Raw genomic sequence first — 18,954 nt, 5'->3', positions numbered from 1 at the left:
AATGAAATCCCCTTTACTCCTTTTGCTACTTTCATTACATGAAAGACAAGGTTAAAGGGGATGGTCTCATTAATTGCGCTCATTATAAAATACTACGAATCAGCTATTGAAAATAAACTATCATTCATTTCCGCACGGTTATGAGTGAAATTATAAATAAGGAATTAGGCACGGATTACACGGATTTCACGGTTTTAGCGTAGTGAGTGCGCAAAGCTACCGTGTAATCCGCGTAATCCGTGCCTAAATTTATGATCTGTTTAATTCAAAACGGTACGGTTTTACTCTAATTCAACTACTGATTTACATAAAAAACAATTTATTTTTCCAATAGAGTGAAATGCAATGCGGCCCCGCCACTTGCTTTTAGCTTCAAAACAAGTTTATCTCCGGCTTTTATCTTCTTATGAGTAGTGCGTACTTTCGTTCGTGTATTCAGCTTGTCATCATCTTCATAGAGATGAAGCATATACTTCTTTCCCGGTTCCAGAAAATCCGTAGTCAATGTAATTGTGCGGGCTTCCGTATTTGTCATTGCTCCTACAAACCAGTCATTCCCCGAACGACGTGCCTGAACGATATATTCACCAATTTCTCCATCTAACGCACGGCTGTCATCCCATACACTCGGAATGGCTTTCCAAAATTCCAGTTCTTCTTCTCCTTGGTAGAATTCCGGTCTGTCATACCAAAACATAAATTGCAAAGGACTGTAATACACTGCTGCCATAGCCAACTGATGTGCTTTCGTATTCTTCACCCGGTTATTGAAATAACAAAGCGTATAATCTCCTGCACCTGCCAGATAGCGGGTGAAAGGAAGAGTCGTATTGTGTGTGGCATCCGGCATTTCTTCATTACCACGAATACCCTCCTGCGTCATCAGGTTAGGATAAGTACGACTGAATCCTGTCGGACGATATTCGTCATGAATATCTACCATCAGACCGTATTCTCCACATTTACGGATTGCATCATGCAGCCAAGTACTCCAACGCTGATTACCAATCTGTACAAAACCGAACTTGATACCTTTCAATCCCCATTTCTTATACAAAGGCAACAGGGTATCCAACTGCTGCACTAATGCACGCTGATTGACATACACCATAAGTCCGATTCCTTTCGATCCGGCATATTTACATAAAGCAGGTATATCAAGGTCTTTATCAGGAGAGACAGTAGTAGCATCCGAACTCATTTTCATTTCCGGTCCGTACCAGCCGGCATCCATATGCACATACTGAATGCCGCGCTCTGCTGCAAAGTCGATGGCTGCTTTTACTCTATCTTGTTTCAAGTCGCCCGAACGGAATACTTTCCCGGGTTTGATCCAAGAAGTATCAGCCAGTTTGCAAGCCGGATTCAGATTCAAGACAATATCATTATTATTAATTAAATCGACCGGACGTTCGCCAACCATGATTACACGCCACGGAGTACTGTAAGGAGAAATAATATCGACGCTACTATACAGACTTGTCTCCAAAGTGGAAGGTTTATCTGCCGATAAACGGAATTTACCACGGGCATAATCCACCATTTCCGCTTCCAACAGGGCTACGGATAATCCGTCAGGCAGTTTCAAAGTCAAAGGACGCTCACTCTCCTCTTTGCCCCATCCTTCCAACGGACGAAGTATGCAAGGTCCTTGTGCCCAACGCTCGTAATATGCCATCGTTCCTTCAGGCATTGTGAAGCTGGTCTGCTCACCGATGATATGCAAGAAAAGTCCGTTTGTCGTTTCCGGAAAATGATAGCGGAAAGCAACTCCTTCATTATAGGCACGAACGATAATGTTCATAAAGTAATTCTTACGCTTATCATAGCCACCGTCTCGGTTGCCATCCCCTTCTCCCTTCTTGAATTTCAAAGTCATCTCATTGTAGCAGTCACGTACTTCCGCACGTTCGCCATATACAGGCTTCCATGTTGCATCCGCCTTTCGTTGTTCAGTCCCTGTCAATTTCAGATTTTCACACCAAAAATGACAAGTATCGTTCGGAACACCCAATGCCGACTCAAACAGTTGATTCTCAATCAGAACTCCTAATTTACTTTCTTCAATCACCGGACGGTTCTTATAAGTCAATGTATAATACATTTGTGCATTATCCTCTCCCACCGCACGCTGATAGAAGGTAAAGCGGTAAGCTCCATCAGGAGACATCAGTTCCTGGCGGGTTTCTGTCATCACATCTTGCGCTTTTACCAATGCCGGTATCACCAACAACAAAAGCAAAATTCTTTTCTTCATTCTTCTATTTACGTTCATGTTTATTCATCTTTCCTATTATATACGAACGAGAAAGATATTATACTCAATATCAAATATACGATAAAAAATAAAATATTATTTTTAGTTCTATTATTTAATAGTATCTTTGTTTAGATTGTAAGCAGAACAAGATATGAAAGTAGAAGAACCCATAGGTGAATATTATTCCCAGTCATATATCAAAAATATAAGACGTAAAATTATTAAGTCCATCAGAGAAGAAGAAAATGTTGATGTACTAAAACAGTATATGCAGCTTCAAAAAGAAAAAGGGGGACAGATTAATCTTTCCAGAAAGAAAAGGAGAGAATTGTTCGATAGCCAATCCTTAATAGGAAGTATTGATTCTGAAATTCCTTGGGAAGAGATGAGAGATAATATTTTAAAAGAAAAATATAACCTAGAATGAGAGTCTTTTTAGATACCAATATATTAATGGAATCCATAACCAACCGTTCACATTCCGCTGAAATCTCCCGCATATACAATCTATATAAAACTGGAGTTGTCGACTGCTATATTTCTCAAGGTTCTTTATATACAATTACATATCTTGTGGAGGCATACTTAAAGAAAACAAATTCTTTATCCAAAGAGCAACGTTTAGATAAGCTACGTAATATACTTAATAACATATTATTAATGTCGGATATTTGCGACATTTCAAATGAAGAATTAAACAAAGGCATATGGGATGCTAATTTTACAGATATAGAAGATAGTTATCAATATCAAAATGCAATAGCCGAACAATGTGAATACCTAATAACTCTGAATAAAAAAGACTTCTATACCAACAATGACCAAATAGAGATTGTAACTCCCGAAGAATTTATAAGAAAAATATCATCTGAACTTTGATATTATTCCATCTGCTCTCTATATAAAGTCGGTGTCATTCCTGTCACCCTTTTAAAGATGCGGTTAAAATGTACAGGTGATTCAAATCCGCAAGTAGCACTAATTTGAGATATATTCATCATACTACTATTCAATAGTTTACAAGCATATCCGATACGCATATCAAGTACATACTCTTTGAATGTCTTTCCTGTGTTTTCTTTAAAGTATCGGCAGAAAGCAGCAGGGTTCATCGCTGTGTAAGAAGCAATTTCATCCAGACCGATAGACTCGGTATAATGTTTATTCAAATAAGCAATCACCTTTTCCATTCTTTCATTACGCATGATGGAAGGAGATGGGGTATAATGGGAAGTAGTCAGATATTTCCTGTGATTATTGGTAGCCATCATCTGTAAAAGTGAAAGCAACAGGATGATTTGCTCCGCTCCCCTGGCAGAAGGTATCTGTTTTAATAGCTTGATAATTTTCCCTGAGTGGACAACAGTGAATTTAATCCCCCTGCAAGCATCTTCCAATAAATTCCTGATAGGAATAAACTGGGAGTATTGAGAAATAGAATAATGCATAAAATCTTTCTCAAACTGAATATTCACTCCTTTTACTTTCAGTTTGGATTTTTCTCCATTATCGGATTCTTCTCCGTCATCCGGTGGGCTTTGCATACTATGAGGCAGCTCGGAACCGAAAAGAATCAAATCACCTTTTGAATAAGAGATAATGCTGTCACCTACCAGGCAATCCCCCTCTCCCTTCTCTACATAGATAATTTCATACTCATTATGAAAATGCCACGGATACGTAAAACGCGGATATTCATAAAAGCGGGCACGGACGGGATTGGAAGTCGTAATAGTCAACTTCTCATTCATTATCTTCTTCATAAATCTCCTTTCTAAACTACCTTTGCAAAGATAGGTAAATATCTTGCAAAAATACGCATCATAGCATGTATAAAAACCCGCTATTTTTGCATCAATTCATAAAAACATTTGATAGAAACCATGAACGAATTATTTAGTATTGCCGGTAAAGTTGCTGTTATTACCGGAGCAGGTGGTGTACTGGGTGGAAATATTGCCCAACACTTTGTACAGCAGGGAGCAAAAGTAGTCGCTATTGACATTCGTCAGGAGCAACTAGACAACCGTGTGGCTGAACTTAAGCAATACGGTGACGATGTAATCGGTATCATCGGTAATGTACTTGACATCGCCAGCCTGGAGAAAGTAGCCGAAGAAATCGTAGCCAAATGGGGACAGATCGATATTCTATTGAACATTGCCGGTGGCAATATGCCGGGAGCTACCCTTGAGCCGGATCAGCACTTTTATGATATGGATATCTCTTGCTGGGAAAAAGTGACTAATCTGAATATGAACGGGACAGTCTACCCATCTATGATATTCGGTAAAGTAATGGCAAAACAAGGCAAAGGATGTATCATTAATGTATCCTCAATGGCAGCATACAGCGCTATCACCCGTGTACCGGGATATTCGGCTGCGAAAACTGCCGTAGCCAATTTCACTCAATGGCTGGCAAGCGAAATGGCACTTAAATACGGTGATGGTATCCGTGTAAACGCCATTGCACCGGGCTTCTTTATCGGCGACCAAAACCGTCGTGTGCTCATCAACCCGGACGGTTCACTGACAGATAGAAGCAAGAAAGTATTGGCTAAAACTCCTATGAAACGTTTTGGTGATATTAAAGAATTGAATGGCGCCGTGCATTTCTTGTGTAGTGAAGCCGCTAGCTTCGTAACCGGAGCCATGCTACCTATCGATGGTGGTTTCAGTGCATTCAGCGGAGTATAAATAATCGCTCCTTAATAAAGAAAAGAAACTATGATGGAAAAAACTTGGAGATGGTTCGGCAAGAAAGACAAGATTACCTTGCCGATGCTCCGACAAATAGGGGTAGAAGGGATTGTCACTGCCCTGCATGATGTACCGAATGGTGAAATATGGACAGTAGAAGCTATTAACGATTTGAAATCATACATCGAATCGTATGGGTTACGCTGGTCGGTAGTGGAAAGCCTTCCTGTTTGTGAAGCAATCAAATACGCAGGAGCGGAACGTGAACAGTTAATTGATAACTACAAAACAAGCCTTGCCAATTTGGGTAAATGCGGCATAAAAACAGTTTGTTACAACTTCATGCCCGTTATCGACTGGATACGTACAGACTTGCAATACCCTTGGCCGGACGGTACCAGTTCCCTGTATTATGACCGCATCCGTTTTGCTTATTTCGATATCCGAATCCTAGAACGTGAAGGAGCTGAAAAAGATTACACTGAAGAAGAACTTCAGAAAGTTGCCGAGTTAGATAAGGTTATCACAGAAGCAGATAAAGACGCTTTGATTGATACCATTATCGTCAAGACACAAGGTTTTGTCAACGGCAATATCAAAGAAGGAGATAAAAATCCGGTTGCCATCTTCAAGCGGTTACTCGCTTTGTACAAAGATATAGACCGCGATACTTTGCGTGAAAATATGCGTTATTTCTTATCTGCAATCATGCCTGTATGCGAAGAATATGAAGTTAATATGTGCGTACATCCGGATGATCCTCCATTTCAGGTATTAGGTTTGCCACGTATCGTTACCAATGAAAGTGATATTGAATGGTTCCTGAATGCCATAAATAATCCTCATAATGGATTAACTTTCTGTGCAGGCTCTTTGAGTGCAGGCGAGCATAACGATACACGTGAGTTGGCTAAGAAATTTGCAAAAAGGACTCATTTCGTACACCTGCGCAGCACGGCTGCCATGCAAAGTGGAAACTTCATTGAAAGCTCCCATCTTACGGGAAGAGGACATCTGATTGACCTTATCCGTATCTTCGAGAAGGAAAATCCGGGATTACCGATGCGTGTAGACCACGGACGAATGATGCTGGGAGATGAAGATAAAGGCTACAATCCGGGATATTCTTTCCACGGACGTATGCTGGCTCTTGCACAAGTAGAAGGAATGATGGCTGTGGTGGATGATGAGAAAGAACGACAGATTGTATTATAATCTTGCAGTACTGATACAGTACAGAGCTTCGTCAGAGCAATAACCAAGTTATTTGTTTCAAGGCGGGAAATATTTTGTTTCACGGTGTGAAACAAAGTGTTTCCCGCCTTGAAACTGATGGTTTCCCGCCTTGAAACTTTAGTTCCAAAGGCTCGAAACTCCAGTTCCAAAAGCGGAAAACTATAGTTTCTAAAGTTGGAAAATTCAGTCTCAAAGACAAGAAACGACCATTCCTCCGGGCCTTTAGTTATGATCATATGTGAGGGTAAATTTTACCCTCACACTACCCTCACCTTTACCCTCACCCACGAAAGTTCGATGGATAAAGGGATTGAGAGCCGGGTGAGAGTGTGAGGGTAAAATCAACACAATCTTTTATTTGTTAGCTACTTTATCCGTATCTTCCCTACAAAATCTTTTTTATCTATATTCAGTTCTTCCAAAGAGGTGATCCGTTTGCCGTTCAACACGATGTTTTCAAACAAAATATTCTCAACCTTCCTATTCTTATCATAACCTTCCATCAAAGAAGGATTGATATATTTCCCGATACATGAAATATTACGGAACGTTATGTTTCTGACACCTCTGCCGGGCCCTGTGTTATATTTTTGGTTATACATCACCCGAAGATGAAATAACTGTCCTTCCTGAATATGCTCCACACGAATATCCTCAAAAGTAATGTTTTGTGCCAGATTGTGATCTCCTACGTTGATAGTCATGCAGCCTTGATAATCACGATCGTCCTCATCATGTTCCAAGATATCGATATTCTTGAACAATATATCTTCTAAAACTTCATCTCCTGTTTTCGTATTTCCATGTGTACCGATATTGATGGGGTGAGCAATATCCGCCCATAGTGTAGAATTAAGTACACGGATATTACGAGAATCTCCATAATAATTCCAACGATGCGTATAGATGGCTATACAGTCGTCTGAATTACGAAGAAAAACATCATCAATCACTACATCCGAGCAGGACATAAAATCCAATCCGTCACTCCAGCCCTGATAACTGAATGATTTCAGGTTTTTGATAGTGATTCCTTGCGATTGCCCACCGGAAACAGTGTAGTGACGGGAGTTGACGACTGTAATTCCATCAATCAGTACATTCTTGGAGTATGCCACCGATATTCCCTGCTGCGGTTCAAGCAACATACCGTGTCCGAGAATCTTTACATTCTCTACACTGTCGCAAGTCAGGCAACCTTTCAGCACCGCTCCACCTTCCAGATAGACAGTCGTGTTGGAAGGAATACGGAAGCATTTGCCTGCCACATCAGTGGGTTCGTGTATACCGGACTCAAAATACATCACATTCGGATCATTCTTATCAGGCACATTCTCAATGATCGGATTGGCAAACACATGCAGATTATTCAAACGGTCACCGTTGAACTCTACAGAGAGCTTTTGCGGTTTATCCAATGTGAACAGCAGAAAATTTCCGTCTATCTCCGGCTGAATGCCTTTGGATAACGGACGCACTACTGCTGAACGGAGTTCTCCGTTATTCTTTTGCACCAGCACTTCCACTTTACCGGAAAAATCAAACTGTACCATGGTTGCATCCGACTTGGTATCCATATCCACCTTTACATTATATTCATAAAGGTCTACCCAATCTTTTTCACCCACTTGACGTACCTTTACTGTGTAGTCGTCGTTGTGACGGGCATAGTAGATACCTTGTGGCACCGGATAGATGACAATTTCTGCCTGTATAACTCCTGAAGTCATTACAAGTAAAAATGTAAACGCTATTCGTATCAGTCTATTCATTTTAAGTTGTTCATTTATTTTGCATACATCAATGTACCAAGTCCAAGTACATCATATCCGCCGGAATTAGCATCATAATAACCGCCGCCTCCTTCTATTCCTACATATTCGGTAGCAATCTTAGTGTATTTGAGATTATCATCCGAGATGTTTTTTACCCCTTTGTAATGATAGTAAGGCAACGCCCATATCGCACGTTTGATCCATTTACCGTCACCAAGTGCTGTTTGCTCTTCCGGAATCGGATATCCCCATTGACTCTGTTTTTGCCATATATAAGTAGTATATGGTACAGTCTCATTGGTATAATTACAACAAGCGGCATATTCGCAAGCCCGCATGAACAGATTGTCATCATAGGCAAAGAAATCGTCTCCCTGACTCCATGCCAACTGGCAAATAATTCCCATCAATCCGACACACATCAACGTGTGCCCTTGGTCACGTCCACTCTCCTGCCATTGAGCAAAGTTATAGTCCGGTGCATAATCGTGATAGATAGCACGACGTAAACGTCCGTTTGTATCACCAGTCTGCAAATGGTCGATACCTTCGTTATAAATATCACGACGATCGGTAACGATGCCGATAGCCATTTTAGCCGCTATATTACAAAGACACCAGTTAGCCCAATAATGTAACGCATTCGTATCGTGATGGCGTTTCAGAAAATCGTCATTGGCAGGATAGAACACTTTAAGTAACCAATTCTGGAAAGCTGCGAAGTCCGCACGGTCCCATCCTCCATAGTCCCTCAATAATTCACCGGCAATAGCAAATTCATAACCATAAAGTCCTGCGGCAAGTGATAAATTCGTATTACCCGTTACACCGACGCAAGTCTGTACCCACTTATTCAGATTCTCCACCGCTTTTGCCGCATATTCATCATCTTGTTCAATCTTCCAACGAAGCGCTTGCTGATATGCGATAGTAGCCCCTCTGGCTGCATTCATATAATTTTCATCACCGGAAATTCCACGTTTAATCCATTCCGTAGGATAAGTATCTGCCGTCTTCTGCGAAAACTGACTTTCTACTAATAATTGATAAGCACTTACCCAAGGCTCTTCTCCGGCAGCTTTTTTATCCCGGATACGCTGGAAATCTGCCTCCGTATGCAACCCTTCATGCAGCATGGGTTCTGTTGACGGTTTAAGTTCAACCTGTTCCAAATTTACGTTATTATCAGGAAGGGGAATTTTATTCAAATCAGTTTCCACATTGACACCCGGAAGGTCAATGCCGTCACCACATCCTGCCAAAAACAGGGTAGCGAATACTGCAGCTATGTAATATATCTTTTTCATCATACTTTTGGTTTAATGGTACACCGCATCTACCATTGATTACGGTGTACCCAATTATAGTTTATTGCTCTACTAACTCTAATTTGAAATTATCTATCTTAGCCCGTCCTTGTTTTACTGTAATCGTACAAACAAAACCAATGACCACATCGGTAGGCTCTTCCACAAGAATATCAACGACTACATCACCCGTACCGGAAATAGAAGCGTTTGCCAGACTCTTACTTGGTATATCACTAGTATTTGCCATCTCATTGCCTTTACAAACCGCAACATAACCGGTAAAACCTCTGCCGTCATATTCATAAACGTGTGCCGTCAACTTATATTTTCCTTTTTGAAGATGAGAAGTCTGATATACCTTACCATCATTTTTAGGATTGTCAAATCCCCAATCTGTTTGTAAAGCCAAACCTGCGTCACTTCCATCACCATATTTCGTTTTAAATGCCAAATCAACAGCAGCACCTCCTTCACCGGCAGTCAAGTTAGAGTTCTGAACTATCCAATAAGCGGCTTTTGCCCACTCTCCTTTTTTATGGAATCCATTATCTCCACCTTCTTTTACATAGTCAAAAGGCTGTTTATAATTCATAAGTACATATTGAGAAATATCTCCATCCGCCGGCAGAGGTTGTAATATATCACTCTCTACGGGCTGTGTAATGCCTTCAAACACCATTGTTACTTTTCCACCATTGAAACCTTGCGGAACTGTTACTGTTATAGCAGTCGTAGTAATCTCTTTAACCGCAACAGGTACGGATATTCCCTCAAAAGTAACTGTAACAGAATTCTTATCCGTTCCAAAACCTTTTCCTGTAAATGTTATTTCCTGTCCGGCTTTTACTAATGTACCATAAGGATAAATATACGGTGTTTCAACGGAAGTGATTTCCGGAGTTTCCCAAACTTCAAATGTGCCCGATTCGCCCATCTCTATTTCCCTACCCTGAATGATCAGTTTAATCTTCACCGGAGCTTCAGATGAAACTCCTTTTGGAACATTCACTACAATATTACCTTTATCATTCAGTGTCACTTTATCACAAACTGTTTCTCCGAAAAAGACCTGAATATTTTCAGCTTTCGTACCAAAGTTCTGACCAATAATCGTTACTTCCGCATTAATATATCCGGCTTTCGTTGAAATGCCTGTTACTGTCGGCATCGGTAATACCGTATATTTCAACTGTGTCCCAATAGTTTCAAACGGAGTGATGACAGTAATTGTATAATCTCCGGCTTCCAACGAAACAGGTACAGTGAGTGGAATACTCTTATCTGTCAAATTATCAGTATCTATTGCAGCTTCTACAGGTTCTCCGCCAGCTTTAGAGAAAGTGACTTTCAAAGGCTCCAACCCCTCAACAGACCTATCCAGCAATTCTTGCACAAGATTGGTTCCTGTTATTGCAAATTTACTGCCTGCAAAACCAGATGGAACCGGTTCGCCTTCCTTAGGAATATCAAGCGTTGCATGCTTCAACACTGTGAAAGGATAAGATGCTAAATCAATCGTTTGTTCTGCCATAACAAGTGTCATGACTCCACTGCCAGCTGTCTCGGGAACTTTGGCTGTAAATTCGGTATCAGTAGGCGTACCCACAATCTCCGCCTTTTCTGTGGAAGTTCCAAAAGTCAAGGTGTATAATGCTTTAGAAGAAACGAATTCTTGTCCTTCGAAAACAATACTGGCACCCGGAAAACCATAGGAAGGTTTCACTACACTAACACCCGGCTTACCAAGTACACGATAAACAAGATCAGTCTCTACACGTTGTCCGAAGACTTCAACGGTTATCTTTCCGTTTGTTGCAGATTCCGGCACTTTCGCAAGAATTGCATCGTCGACACAGGAGACTACTGCTGCCTCCTGGGAACCGATAAAAACTTTCACATCTTCTGTTCTGATACCAAAATCACTGCCACTAACGGTAAACTCATTCCCAACATATCCTTCTACAGGATCTATCTTTGTTACAGTTGCCACAGGATCAGTGTAACTCATTGGAACAATTTCTTCGTTATCCTCGTCACAAGCAGCCAATGCGAAAAGCGAGAGGAAAACGGGAAACAGATAGTTATATATTTTCTTCATAATCTTAATTATATTATCACGATGAATTACTCTTTTTTCTTTTTCCACATCATTCAAGAATCAATTTCAATTCTGTTACCTTAAAGTATGAATTGCCTTTGGCCAGAGAAGTAAGGAATCCAATGACAACATCCGTTGTCTCCGCCACTTCAAACGAAGGTGTCACCAACGTACCCGAATCATCATTTGTACCAGCTTTATCATAGACCACACAAACTCCATCTAATTGCTCAATATCAGCCACATCCGGTATATCACTCTCACTATTTCCTTTAGCTATTAATGCAGAAATAAAATTCCCCGCATCATTTACTACCAACGAATAGGCATAAGTAACTTCCAATCTATACTTACCAGGACGGAGCGTAGCAACTTGCCACATTTTCCCATTCGCATAAGCTTCCTTGTCCCATCCATTCTGGAACGCTAATGTGAAGCCCTCTGCTGCTTTATACTGCATTCCGGTAACAGTAGTATTGTTTTTTGCATTGAAAGATGCCTTATTCTGATTCCATACTGCCGGAGTCCACCATTCACCGTTCTTCCAATTTTCGTCATTTGCCTTGGCAAACGGCTGCTTGTAGTTTTGGAGGTAAAGCACTGTCACATCACCCTTTGAGTTAGGATTAAACATTGCACTACCTGTCATTGTATATCCATGAATAGTTACAGTCACATTACCTGTCTTATAATCTGCAGGAGTTGTCGCAACAATAGTAGATTCATCCACCAGTTCAAATTCAGCCGGCGTTCCGTTGAAGCTGACAGAAATATCAGATGGATCCGCACCAAAGTTCTCACCTGTTATAGTAACCCTGTCTCCCGTATCAGCTACCCCCTCACCGTCTTCACTATCAGAGGTCACTGTAATGACACGTGGTGTCGGCAATACTGTATAATAACCGATATTCTCCACCTTTTTATTATAAATCTGTAAAGACAGATTGCCTGTTACTGCTGTTTCCGGCACTTCCACTACCAAACGGTTATTTTTGCAATCGAGCACTTTATTTGATTGAGCTTCACCGAAGAAGACCTTCACAGCTTCTGCACGGTCACCAAAATTGGTTCCCGTAATAACTACCTGTGTAGTGACATATCCGTCCGTTGGATAAATGCTCTCCACTACCGGCACAGGATAATCATAAACTCTATACTTGGGATCTTGCTCACAACCGGAGAAAAGTGCGGAAACACAAGCAAGTATTGCCAAGTGAAATGTATATTTGAATAAAAACTTCATATAATCTATGGTATTATACGTTAAACGTTTGAATGATTAATATCCCGGATTTTGTACCAGATTTGAATTCAGGTTGATTTGATTTCTTGGAATCGCCCACAAATAATCTCCCTTAGTAAATGCACAGTCGGATGATTTGAGAAGCACTACACAAGGTAGTTTACCTTTACCTGTCTCTACTTCTTCCGTCCCTTTCGTAAAAATAGCCGGATTGAAAGCACTGGTAGCATTCCCGTTTTCGTCTATAAATGCTGTCGGATAGCTGGCATTACCTACTACCGCACCGCAACGAGACTCATTCAGATTCTCTTCCGCAATGCCCCAACGTTTCAGGTCGTCGCAACGGAAACCTTCCATATAGAGTTCCAAAGCACGTTCACGACGGATCTCATCCAGCATTACCTGATTAACTGTCTTACTCGCATTTGCCGGTACTCCTTCCTGAATTCGCTTTGCCAATGCATTTGTCAGGTTGGCAATTCCTGCACGGGCACGGACTTTATTTATTGATTTATTCAACTGGTCATCTGATATTTCACCATAGCGTTCCATCACAGCTTCAGCATAATTCAAGTATACTTCTGCCAACCGAAGTACCGGATAATTGGCCGATTCATCTTTACTTTGGCGTTGAATATCAGTAATAGCAAACTTGGAAACACCATACCCACAGTTCTCAACTGTCAGACTCGTAGCATATGAACCCACATAAGAGGTCAAACGGAAATCCCGGTTCTGAAATTCGTCCCCCGGATTCTTATATCCCTGAAATTTATCAGACATACTGACCGGAAGCCCGTCGGTGCATAAAAACATATCAATTAATTTCCGACTGGGACGCATATCCGTATAAATCACCTGATTCAAAGCAACCTGTCCTTTACGCGTTTCCTGACTATATACAGAAGCTATGATAAATTCCTTGTTCGTCGCTCTTCCTGCACCGGCAGGATTGCTAGCTTCTTCTTCAATATTAAACAGGTAACGGCTACTCATATTTCTCATCGCTGCTACATTATTATAATTCCAAAGAGAATAAACAGCATCCCCCATCACAGTTTCGGATAGTTGAAGAGATTCTTCCAGGAAAGCATTTACTTGATCGGAAGCCGGACCGGCAGAACCTTCAAAATCGGTAGAAGTGCCATTGTATTTACGCCAAGTAGCTTCATAAAGTAACACACGAGCCTTAAATGCCTGTGCAGCCTGTCTACTGATTTTACCTTTGTCGGCAGAGGTTATATTCTGTTCCAACGGCAACCCTGCGATAGCCTCATCCAAATCGGAGAGAATCAAGTTGACAACCTCATAACGGCTATTACGTTTTCCATATAATTCCGATGAAGTCACGTCGAGAACTTTCGTAACGACAGGCACTCCGCCAAAAAACTTTAATAAGTAAAAATAGTTATAGGCACGAAAGAAATGACCTTCGGCTAATTCTTTTTTAATATCCGCCAAATTACCTGTATAGGAAGAAACTGCTCTTTCAAACATATGATTAGTGGCACGAATATTACCATAGCAGTTCTCCCAACGACTATCGTCATTAGGAACTCCCATCACACCGGTTCCTACACCATACGAATATCTGAAACAAGTGGAGAGATCGGATGCTGCATCCATGTGATCGAATATACTTCCATAAGAAGATTGCCATCCTAATAATTGCCCGTAAAGCCCGTTAGCATATTCACGGAAATGCTCCGGAGTTTTGAAATAAATCACATCTGTCTTGGCATCCAGTGGTTCCAAGTCAAGGAACGTATTCACGCATGAAGAAAATCCCAGTGCGCAGGTGCAAATTAATATATAGTTCGTTATCTTTTTCATATCTTCTATTCTGTATTTAATTTTCCATAGCTACTATAAAGTGACGTTCAGACCGAACGACCAAGTACGTGCAAACGGGTATCCACTGTTGTTGGAGGCTGCTCCCATTTCCGGGTCGAAACCGTCTCGAATACTGGTAGCTTCCCATAAATCATTACCAGAGAAGTAAACACGTACTTTTTCCAATTTCACCTTGCGCGTCCATATCTGCGGCAATGTGTAGCCGACTATCAATGTCTTCAAACGGATATAGCGGTTATTCTGCATCATAAAGTCATTATTCTGATAATTCCAGCGTGCAAGGTTTGCATTAGTAGTCAGACGAGGGAATTCCGCATTCGGATTGCTCTCTGTCCATGTTTTGCCCAAATATGTCGGGTTCTGATTGGCGGTACGTGTTTGAAAAGGATAAGCCATCCAGTCATTACGGATAACATACTGCTTGCCGACACCTTGGAACATCGCGTTCACATCAAAACCTTTCCATGATCCTCCCAATGTGAAACCGAAAACAAAATGTGGATTGGAGTCACCGAGGTATTGCAAATCGCTATTCTCATTCCCTGCACCGGAAATCTTATAATCACCATTCAAATCCAAACGTTTGGTATCACCCGGACGCAACCGGCTTGCACTTCCTGCTCCTACACCAGTCAAATCTTCTTTACCCTCTCCATAAAGTGCATAATAGCGATCTACTTCCGCCTGATCTTTAAAGTAACCATCTGTGCGATAAAGGAAGTACGAATTCAATGGATATCCATTCACGGCTGCATTCCAACCGGCCCCATAAGAATCTGCTCCTTCCATCTCTTTCAACAGACTCTTTGTATCACCAATATTAAAGTTGGCATAGTAAGAAAAGTCTTTAATCTGGTCGCGCCATCCGATAGTAAACTCCCAACCTTTTACATTCAAATGACCACTATTCGTTTTAGGAGATTTACCTCCTAATACGCCCGGATAGGTGACATTTACCAACATACCGGTATTATCTTTTATAAAATAATCGAATGTAGCTTTCAAGCGATTATCAAAGAAGTTAAGATCGATACCGAAGTTTTTTTGTGAAACTTTCTCCCAGGTACGGTCATAAGAAATTAAACCACCGAAACCTGAAGATACCTGGTTGGCAGGTATAGTTCCAAAACCGGCCGTCCCAAGAGAGACAGTAGATACATAATCGTAATCGCCCAGCCCAACATCATTGCCTGAACTACCATAGCTTAAACGCAGCTTACCAAAAGAAAGAACAGGCTTTAGAAACTCTACAAATTGTTCTTCCGAGAACGCCCATCCCAAAGAAACGGAACCGAAGCTTTTGAAACGGTAACCGGGAGCAAACTTGGAGTTTCCGTCACGGCGCCCCATCAATTCAACCATATATTTTTCCGCATAGTTGTAATTCAAACGGGCAATATATGAATAGGTACCATTATGAGTCTTTCCTCCCCCGTTCCCCTGTGTACCTGTAGCCAGATTCAGATCGTAAATTCCGACATCCTCAAACTTCTCACGAGCGGTAACCACTTTTTTAGTCACCCATTTCTCGGCACTGATACCGAACATGGCATCTATGTTATGTACTTCGGCAAATGTACGCTTATATTTCAATAGCCCTGAATAGTATTGATACCGGGAATTGTTTGCCTGTACCAGATATCCCGGCTGATGGGAATCTTTAAAATTCATCACATCTTGCGGAGTACTAAGGGTTTGTGTTGTTTCATACACCAACTTCGCCGTCTGCTCGCCGAACCAATTGTAGCACTGTACCGGAAGCGAATAACGTTCCCTGCGATATTCCTCATTTTGAAAGGAAGCAGTACCCTCGAAAGTAATTCCTTTCCAAATATCCACCAATGCTTTAAAATCAACACGAGTGGTCAGATTCTCTCTCTCGTCACGTCCGCCATCTGTTGTAGCTGCTGCCGCATTGCGGTCACCTACATTACCGAAGTTAGCATACCATTGTCCATAAGGATTCTTAGCCGGAAAGAATGGAGCATCATTCCCGTAGAGTGTACGATCGATACCATGTGTGGGCGTTTCGGTATTTGTTTTAATCATACTGGCTGAAGTCTCCAGTTTGAACCAATCGGTCAATTTGATTCCGTAGTTCAAGCGCAAGTTCAACTGTTTCTGTCCATCATAAGCAGTGGCCAGATTGGCTTGGTTATCAGCATAAGCTAAAGAAATACGGTAATCGGATTTATCCGTAGAACCTGCTACACTCAAGTTATGCTGGTAGGAATAACGACGGGCAAACAATTCATCCAGGCGATTGGCATTACCTACGAACATCGTACCCCAATCGGCCACAGTCGACTCATAAATACCTTCAATGCCTTGAGCCATCTTTTTCAGATTTTCTTCTCCCCAGCCCCACCAGTCATGCTCCGGCATTTCCTTATTGGCTTCCAGCCACATGGTGGCATATTCCTGCATACTGGGAGAGAAAGCCATAATGCCATTAGTGGTAAAACGCATATTGAAGCCATAATCTACGGTGGTCTTGCCCTTACCTTTTTTGGTAGTTACCAAAATAACACCATTGGCTGCTTTCGCACCATAAATGGAAGCTGAACCGTCTTTCAGAACACTAATATTTTCAATATCATCCGAATTTAGATTTTGGAATGACTCTGCATTCAATACAGGTACTCCATCTACAATAATCAACGGACTACCTCCATTGACAGATGTCAGACCACGAATCTGGAAATTCAAACCTTCATTACCCGGACGTGAGGAAGAACGAGTGACTACCAAACCCGGAGTAGCTCCTTGCAAAGCAGCACCAACATTGGTAATGGCACGGCTTTCCAATACCTGGCTACCTATTTGTTCTACCGCCCCTGTCAATGTCGCTTTTTTCTGTGTACCATACCCCACTACAACAACCTCATCCAATGCATTATTATCTTCCTTTAATACTACCTTAAAATCAGAGCGGTCGTGAAGGTTAATGATCTGATCTACATATCCGATATAGCTAATTTTAATTTGTTTGGCATCAGCAGGAATATTCAGTGTAAACCGACCGTCAATATCGGTAATCACTCCTGCATTGCTTCCTACGACCACTACATTACAACCAATCAATGGTTCACCATTCGCATCTGTCACAAGACCTTTGATGATACGGCCTGTCTGGGCTACCATCAAACTCTCTTCTACAGAATCATTTGCATAGAGCAATACACCGGGCGAACCACCCAGCAGCATGGCAAAAGCCAATGCGACTCCTTTTGAACACAAGAATTTGGATTTAATTTCCATAATACTATTAAATTGTTAAAGTTAATATGTGTTTTTCCGAATCTGGTATTTAACCGACTTTGGAGAATTCATTTTTCAAACAAGTACGAACAGTTTTGCGAGCCAGCAATAATTGACATTCTACTGTACGGGGAGATAAGGACAGCTTTCCTGCAATGGCAGGACAAGACAGTTCATGATTGAAACTAAGTTCATAGATCTGACGGCGTTTGACAGGAAGAGCTTCCATAACTTTGTCGTGCATCTTTTTTAGTTCACGATAATGAACGGCATCTTCTGTGGTATTCCGACCGATGTCTTCCATCCTATTATATATATAGGCGACGAAATCTTCCTGTTTATAATAACGACGGATTTTATCAGTTACGATATTGCGGGCGATAGTAAAGAGCAAAGACCAGACTGTATCTTTGTTCACGAATGCCCTGTGTTCCCATAAGCGGACAAAGACATCCTGCGCCAAATCTTCCGCTTCGTGCGGATGGCAAATGCGGATAGCGATGTAGTTCTTGATATACTCCTTATATTTAAGGTAGCATTCAGAGAAAAAGTCGTCAAATGTAGCTTGCTGTTTATTCATGGCATTAAATTTATCCGTTTAACGATGATACAAAAGTAGGAACAAGTTTCGAACTAAAATATCACAAAAGTAACAGATAACAAAACTATCGTAACAAGCGTGTATTTTTGCAAAAACGTCCCATTTCATCGGGATAAATCTAACGGTCACTCCAATAAAAAAGGGGATGCCGTTACATTAGACGACTCCCCTGTTCTTAAATTTGCATGGATGAAAGCTTTCATCCGGAAGGATTCATTATTTATTATCCTGCGATGTCTGGAAATCCGGTATACGTTTTACGTTCGCACCTTTCATCACACCTCTTTTGATCGCTTCATTCGTATCGGTGATTTCTTTCTTCACACGTTTATAGTATTCTTTCGTCAGTCCTTTCTCTACCGCTTCCGATTCTGTTACTGCCCAAAGATACTGATAATCCATTAACATCAAATCCGGTGCCACTACTTTAAAGAAAATGCTGTCATCCGCAAACTTTTCACGCAAATCGCCCAAATAGATTGTATCTGCCGGATTTACTTCTTTACCACTCGCATTATTTTTTGAACTGCTACCTCCGCAAGAAGATAACATCAAACCTCCTACCAACGAAATTAAAACTAATACTTTCATATCAATATATATTATAAAATAAA

The 18,954-nt window shown here is 41.2% G+C and carries 14 protein-coding genes; 4 read left to right on the top strand and 10 right to left on the bottom strand.

Going from position 1 to position 18,954, the window contains the following annotated elements; translation table 11 throughout:
• Positions 1 to 319: 319 nt before the first annotated feature.
• Positions 320 to 2,275, bottom strand: a complete 1,956-nt coding sequence (locus NXV01_RS13780; protein WP_259022668.1) for a glycoside hydrolase family 97 protein — start codon at positions 2,273 to 2,275, stop codon at positions 320 to 322.
• Positions 2,276 to 2,411: 136 nt separating this feature from the next.
• Between NXV01_RS13780 and NXV01_RS13775 the strand changes: the two genes are divergently transcribed.
• Both NXV01_RS13775 and NXV01_RS13770 read left to right on the top strand, forming a co-directional pair.
• On the top strand, positions 2,412 to 2,687 hold the full coding sequence (locus tag NXV01_RS13775) for a hypothetical protein (RefSeq protein WP_195649002.1): 276 nt from the start codon (positions 2,412 to 2,414) through the stop codon (positions 2,685 to 2,687).
• The gene (locus NXV01_RS13770) at positions 2,684 to 3,139 is read left to right on the top strand and encodes a PIN domain-containing protein (RefSeq protein WP_259022667.1); all 456 of its coding nucleotides are present in this window, start codon (positions 2,684 to 2,686) and stop codon (positions 3,137 to 3,139) included. The genes NXV01_RS13775 and NXV01_RS13770 overlap by 4 nt, the downstream gene beginning before the upstream one ends.
• A gap of 2 nt (positions 3,140 to 3,141) precedes the next feature.
• Here NXV01_RS13770 and NXV01_RS13765 read toward each other — a convergent pair whose 3' ends face one another.
• Positions 3,142 to 4,023 (bottom strand): AraC family transcriptional regulator, encoded by an 882-nt coding sequence (locus tag NXV01_RS13765; protein ID WP_259022666.1) that lies wholly within the window; start codon positions 4,021 to 4,023, stop codon positions 3,142 to 3,144.
• A gap of 120 nt (positions 4,024 to 4,143) precedes the next feature.
• Between NXV01_RS13765 and NXV01_RS13760 the strand changes: the two genes are divergently transcribed.
• Together NXV01_RS13760 and uxuA are read left to right on the top strand one after the other, a co-directional pair.
• A complete protein-coding gene (locus NXV01_RS13760) occupies positions 4,144 to 4,959 on the top strand; it encodes an SDR family oxidoreductase (protein ID WP_117935118.1) in 816 nt (271 codons plus the stop codon).
• 30 nt (positions 4,960 to 4,989) lie between these two features.
• A complete protein-coding gene (gene uxuA / locus NXV01_RS13755) occupies positions 4,990 to 6,177 on the top strand; it encodes a mannonate dehydratase (RefSeq protein ID WP_259022665.1) in 1,188 nt (395 codons plus the stop codon).
• A 386-nt stretch (positions 6,178 to 6,563) separates the two neighbouring features.
• Here uxuA and NXV01_RS13750 read toward each other — a convergent pair whose 3' ends face one another.
• From NXV01_RS13750 to NXV01_RS13715, 8 genes are all read right to left on the bottom strand, one after another.
• Complete coding sequence (locus tag NXV01_RS13750; RefSeq protein WP_195649000.1) at positions 6,564 to 7,970, bottom strand: glycosyl hydrolase family 28 protein; 1,407 nt, start codon at positions 7,968 to 7,970, stop codon at positions 6,564 to 6,566.
• A gap of 14 nt (positions 7,971 to 7,984) precedes the next feature.
• Positions 7,985 to 9,283 carry an alginate lyase family protein gene (locus tag NXV01_RS13745; protein ID WP_148366028.1) on the bottom strand — a complete coding sequence of 433 codons (1,299 nt, stop codon included), beginning with the start codon at positions 9,281 to 9,283 and terminating at the stop codon, positions 7,985 to 7,987.
• 58 nt (positions 9,284 to 9,341) lie between these two features.
• Complete coding sequence (locus tag NXV01_RS13740; RefSeq protein WP_259022664.1) at positions 9,342 to 11,381, bottom strand: IPT/TIG domain-containing protein; 2,040 nt, start codon at positions 11,379 to 11,381, stop codon at positions 9,342 to 9,344.
• A 49-nt stretch (positions 11,382 to 11,430) separates the two neighbouring features.
• Positions 11,431 to 12,624, bottom strand: coding sequence for a DUF5013 domain-containing protein (locus NXV01_RS13735; protein WP_148366024.1), 1,194 nt, complete (start codon positions 12,622 to 12,624; stop codon positions 11,431 to 11,433).
• Between the two features lie 36 nt (positions 12,625 to 12,660).
• Positions 12,661 to 14,457: a RagB/SusD family nutrient uptake outer membrane protein gene (locus NXV01_RS13730; protein WP_259022663.1), complete on the bottom strand. Its 1,797-nt coding sequence runs from the start codon at positions 14,455 to 14,457 to the stop codon at positions 12,661 to 12,663.
• Between the two features lie 33 nt (positions 14,458 to 14,490).
• Entirely contained in the window at positions 14,491 to 17,739 is a 3,249-nt protein-coding gene (locus NXV01_RS13725; RefSeq protein WP_148366020.1) for a TonB-dependent receptor, read from the bottom strand.
• 49 nt (positions 17,740 to 17,788) lie between these two features.
• Positions 17,789 to 18,319: a sigma-70 family RNA polymerase sigma factor gene (locus tag NXV01_RS13720; protein WP_259022662.1), complete on the bottom strand. Its 531-nt coding sequence runs from the start codon at positions 18,317 to 18,319 to the stop codon at positions 17,789 to 17,791.
• 237 nt (positions 18,320 to 18,556) lie between these two features.
• Positions 18,557 to 18,931, bottom strand: coding sequence for a hypothetical protein (locus tag NXV01_RS13715; RefSeq protein ID WP_217721480.1), 375 nt, complete (start codon positions 18,929 to 18,931; stop codon positions 18,557 to 18,559).
• Positions 18,932 to 18,954: the final 23 nt, after the last annotated feature.

Source organism: Bacteroides sp. BFG-606, from assembly GCF_024788145.1.
In the GTDB taxonomy this organism is placed as follows: Bacteria; Bacteroidota; Bacteroidia; order Bacteroidales; family Bacteroidaceae; genus Bacteroides; species Bacteroides vicugnae.
Note: the sequence above shows the minus strand (reverse complement) of the source record. Positions and strands in the feature narration are given on the sequence as shown.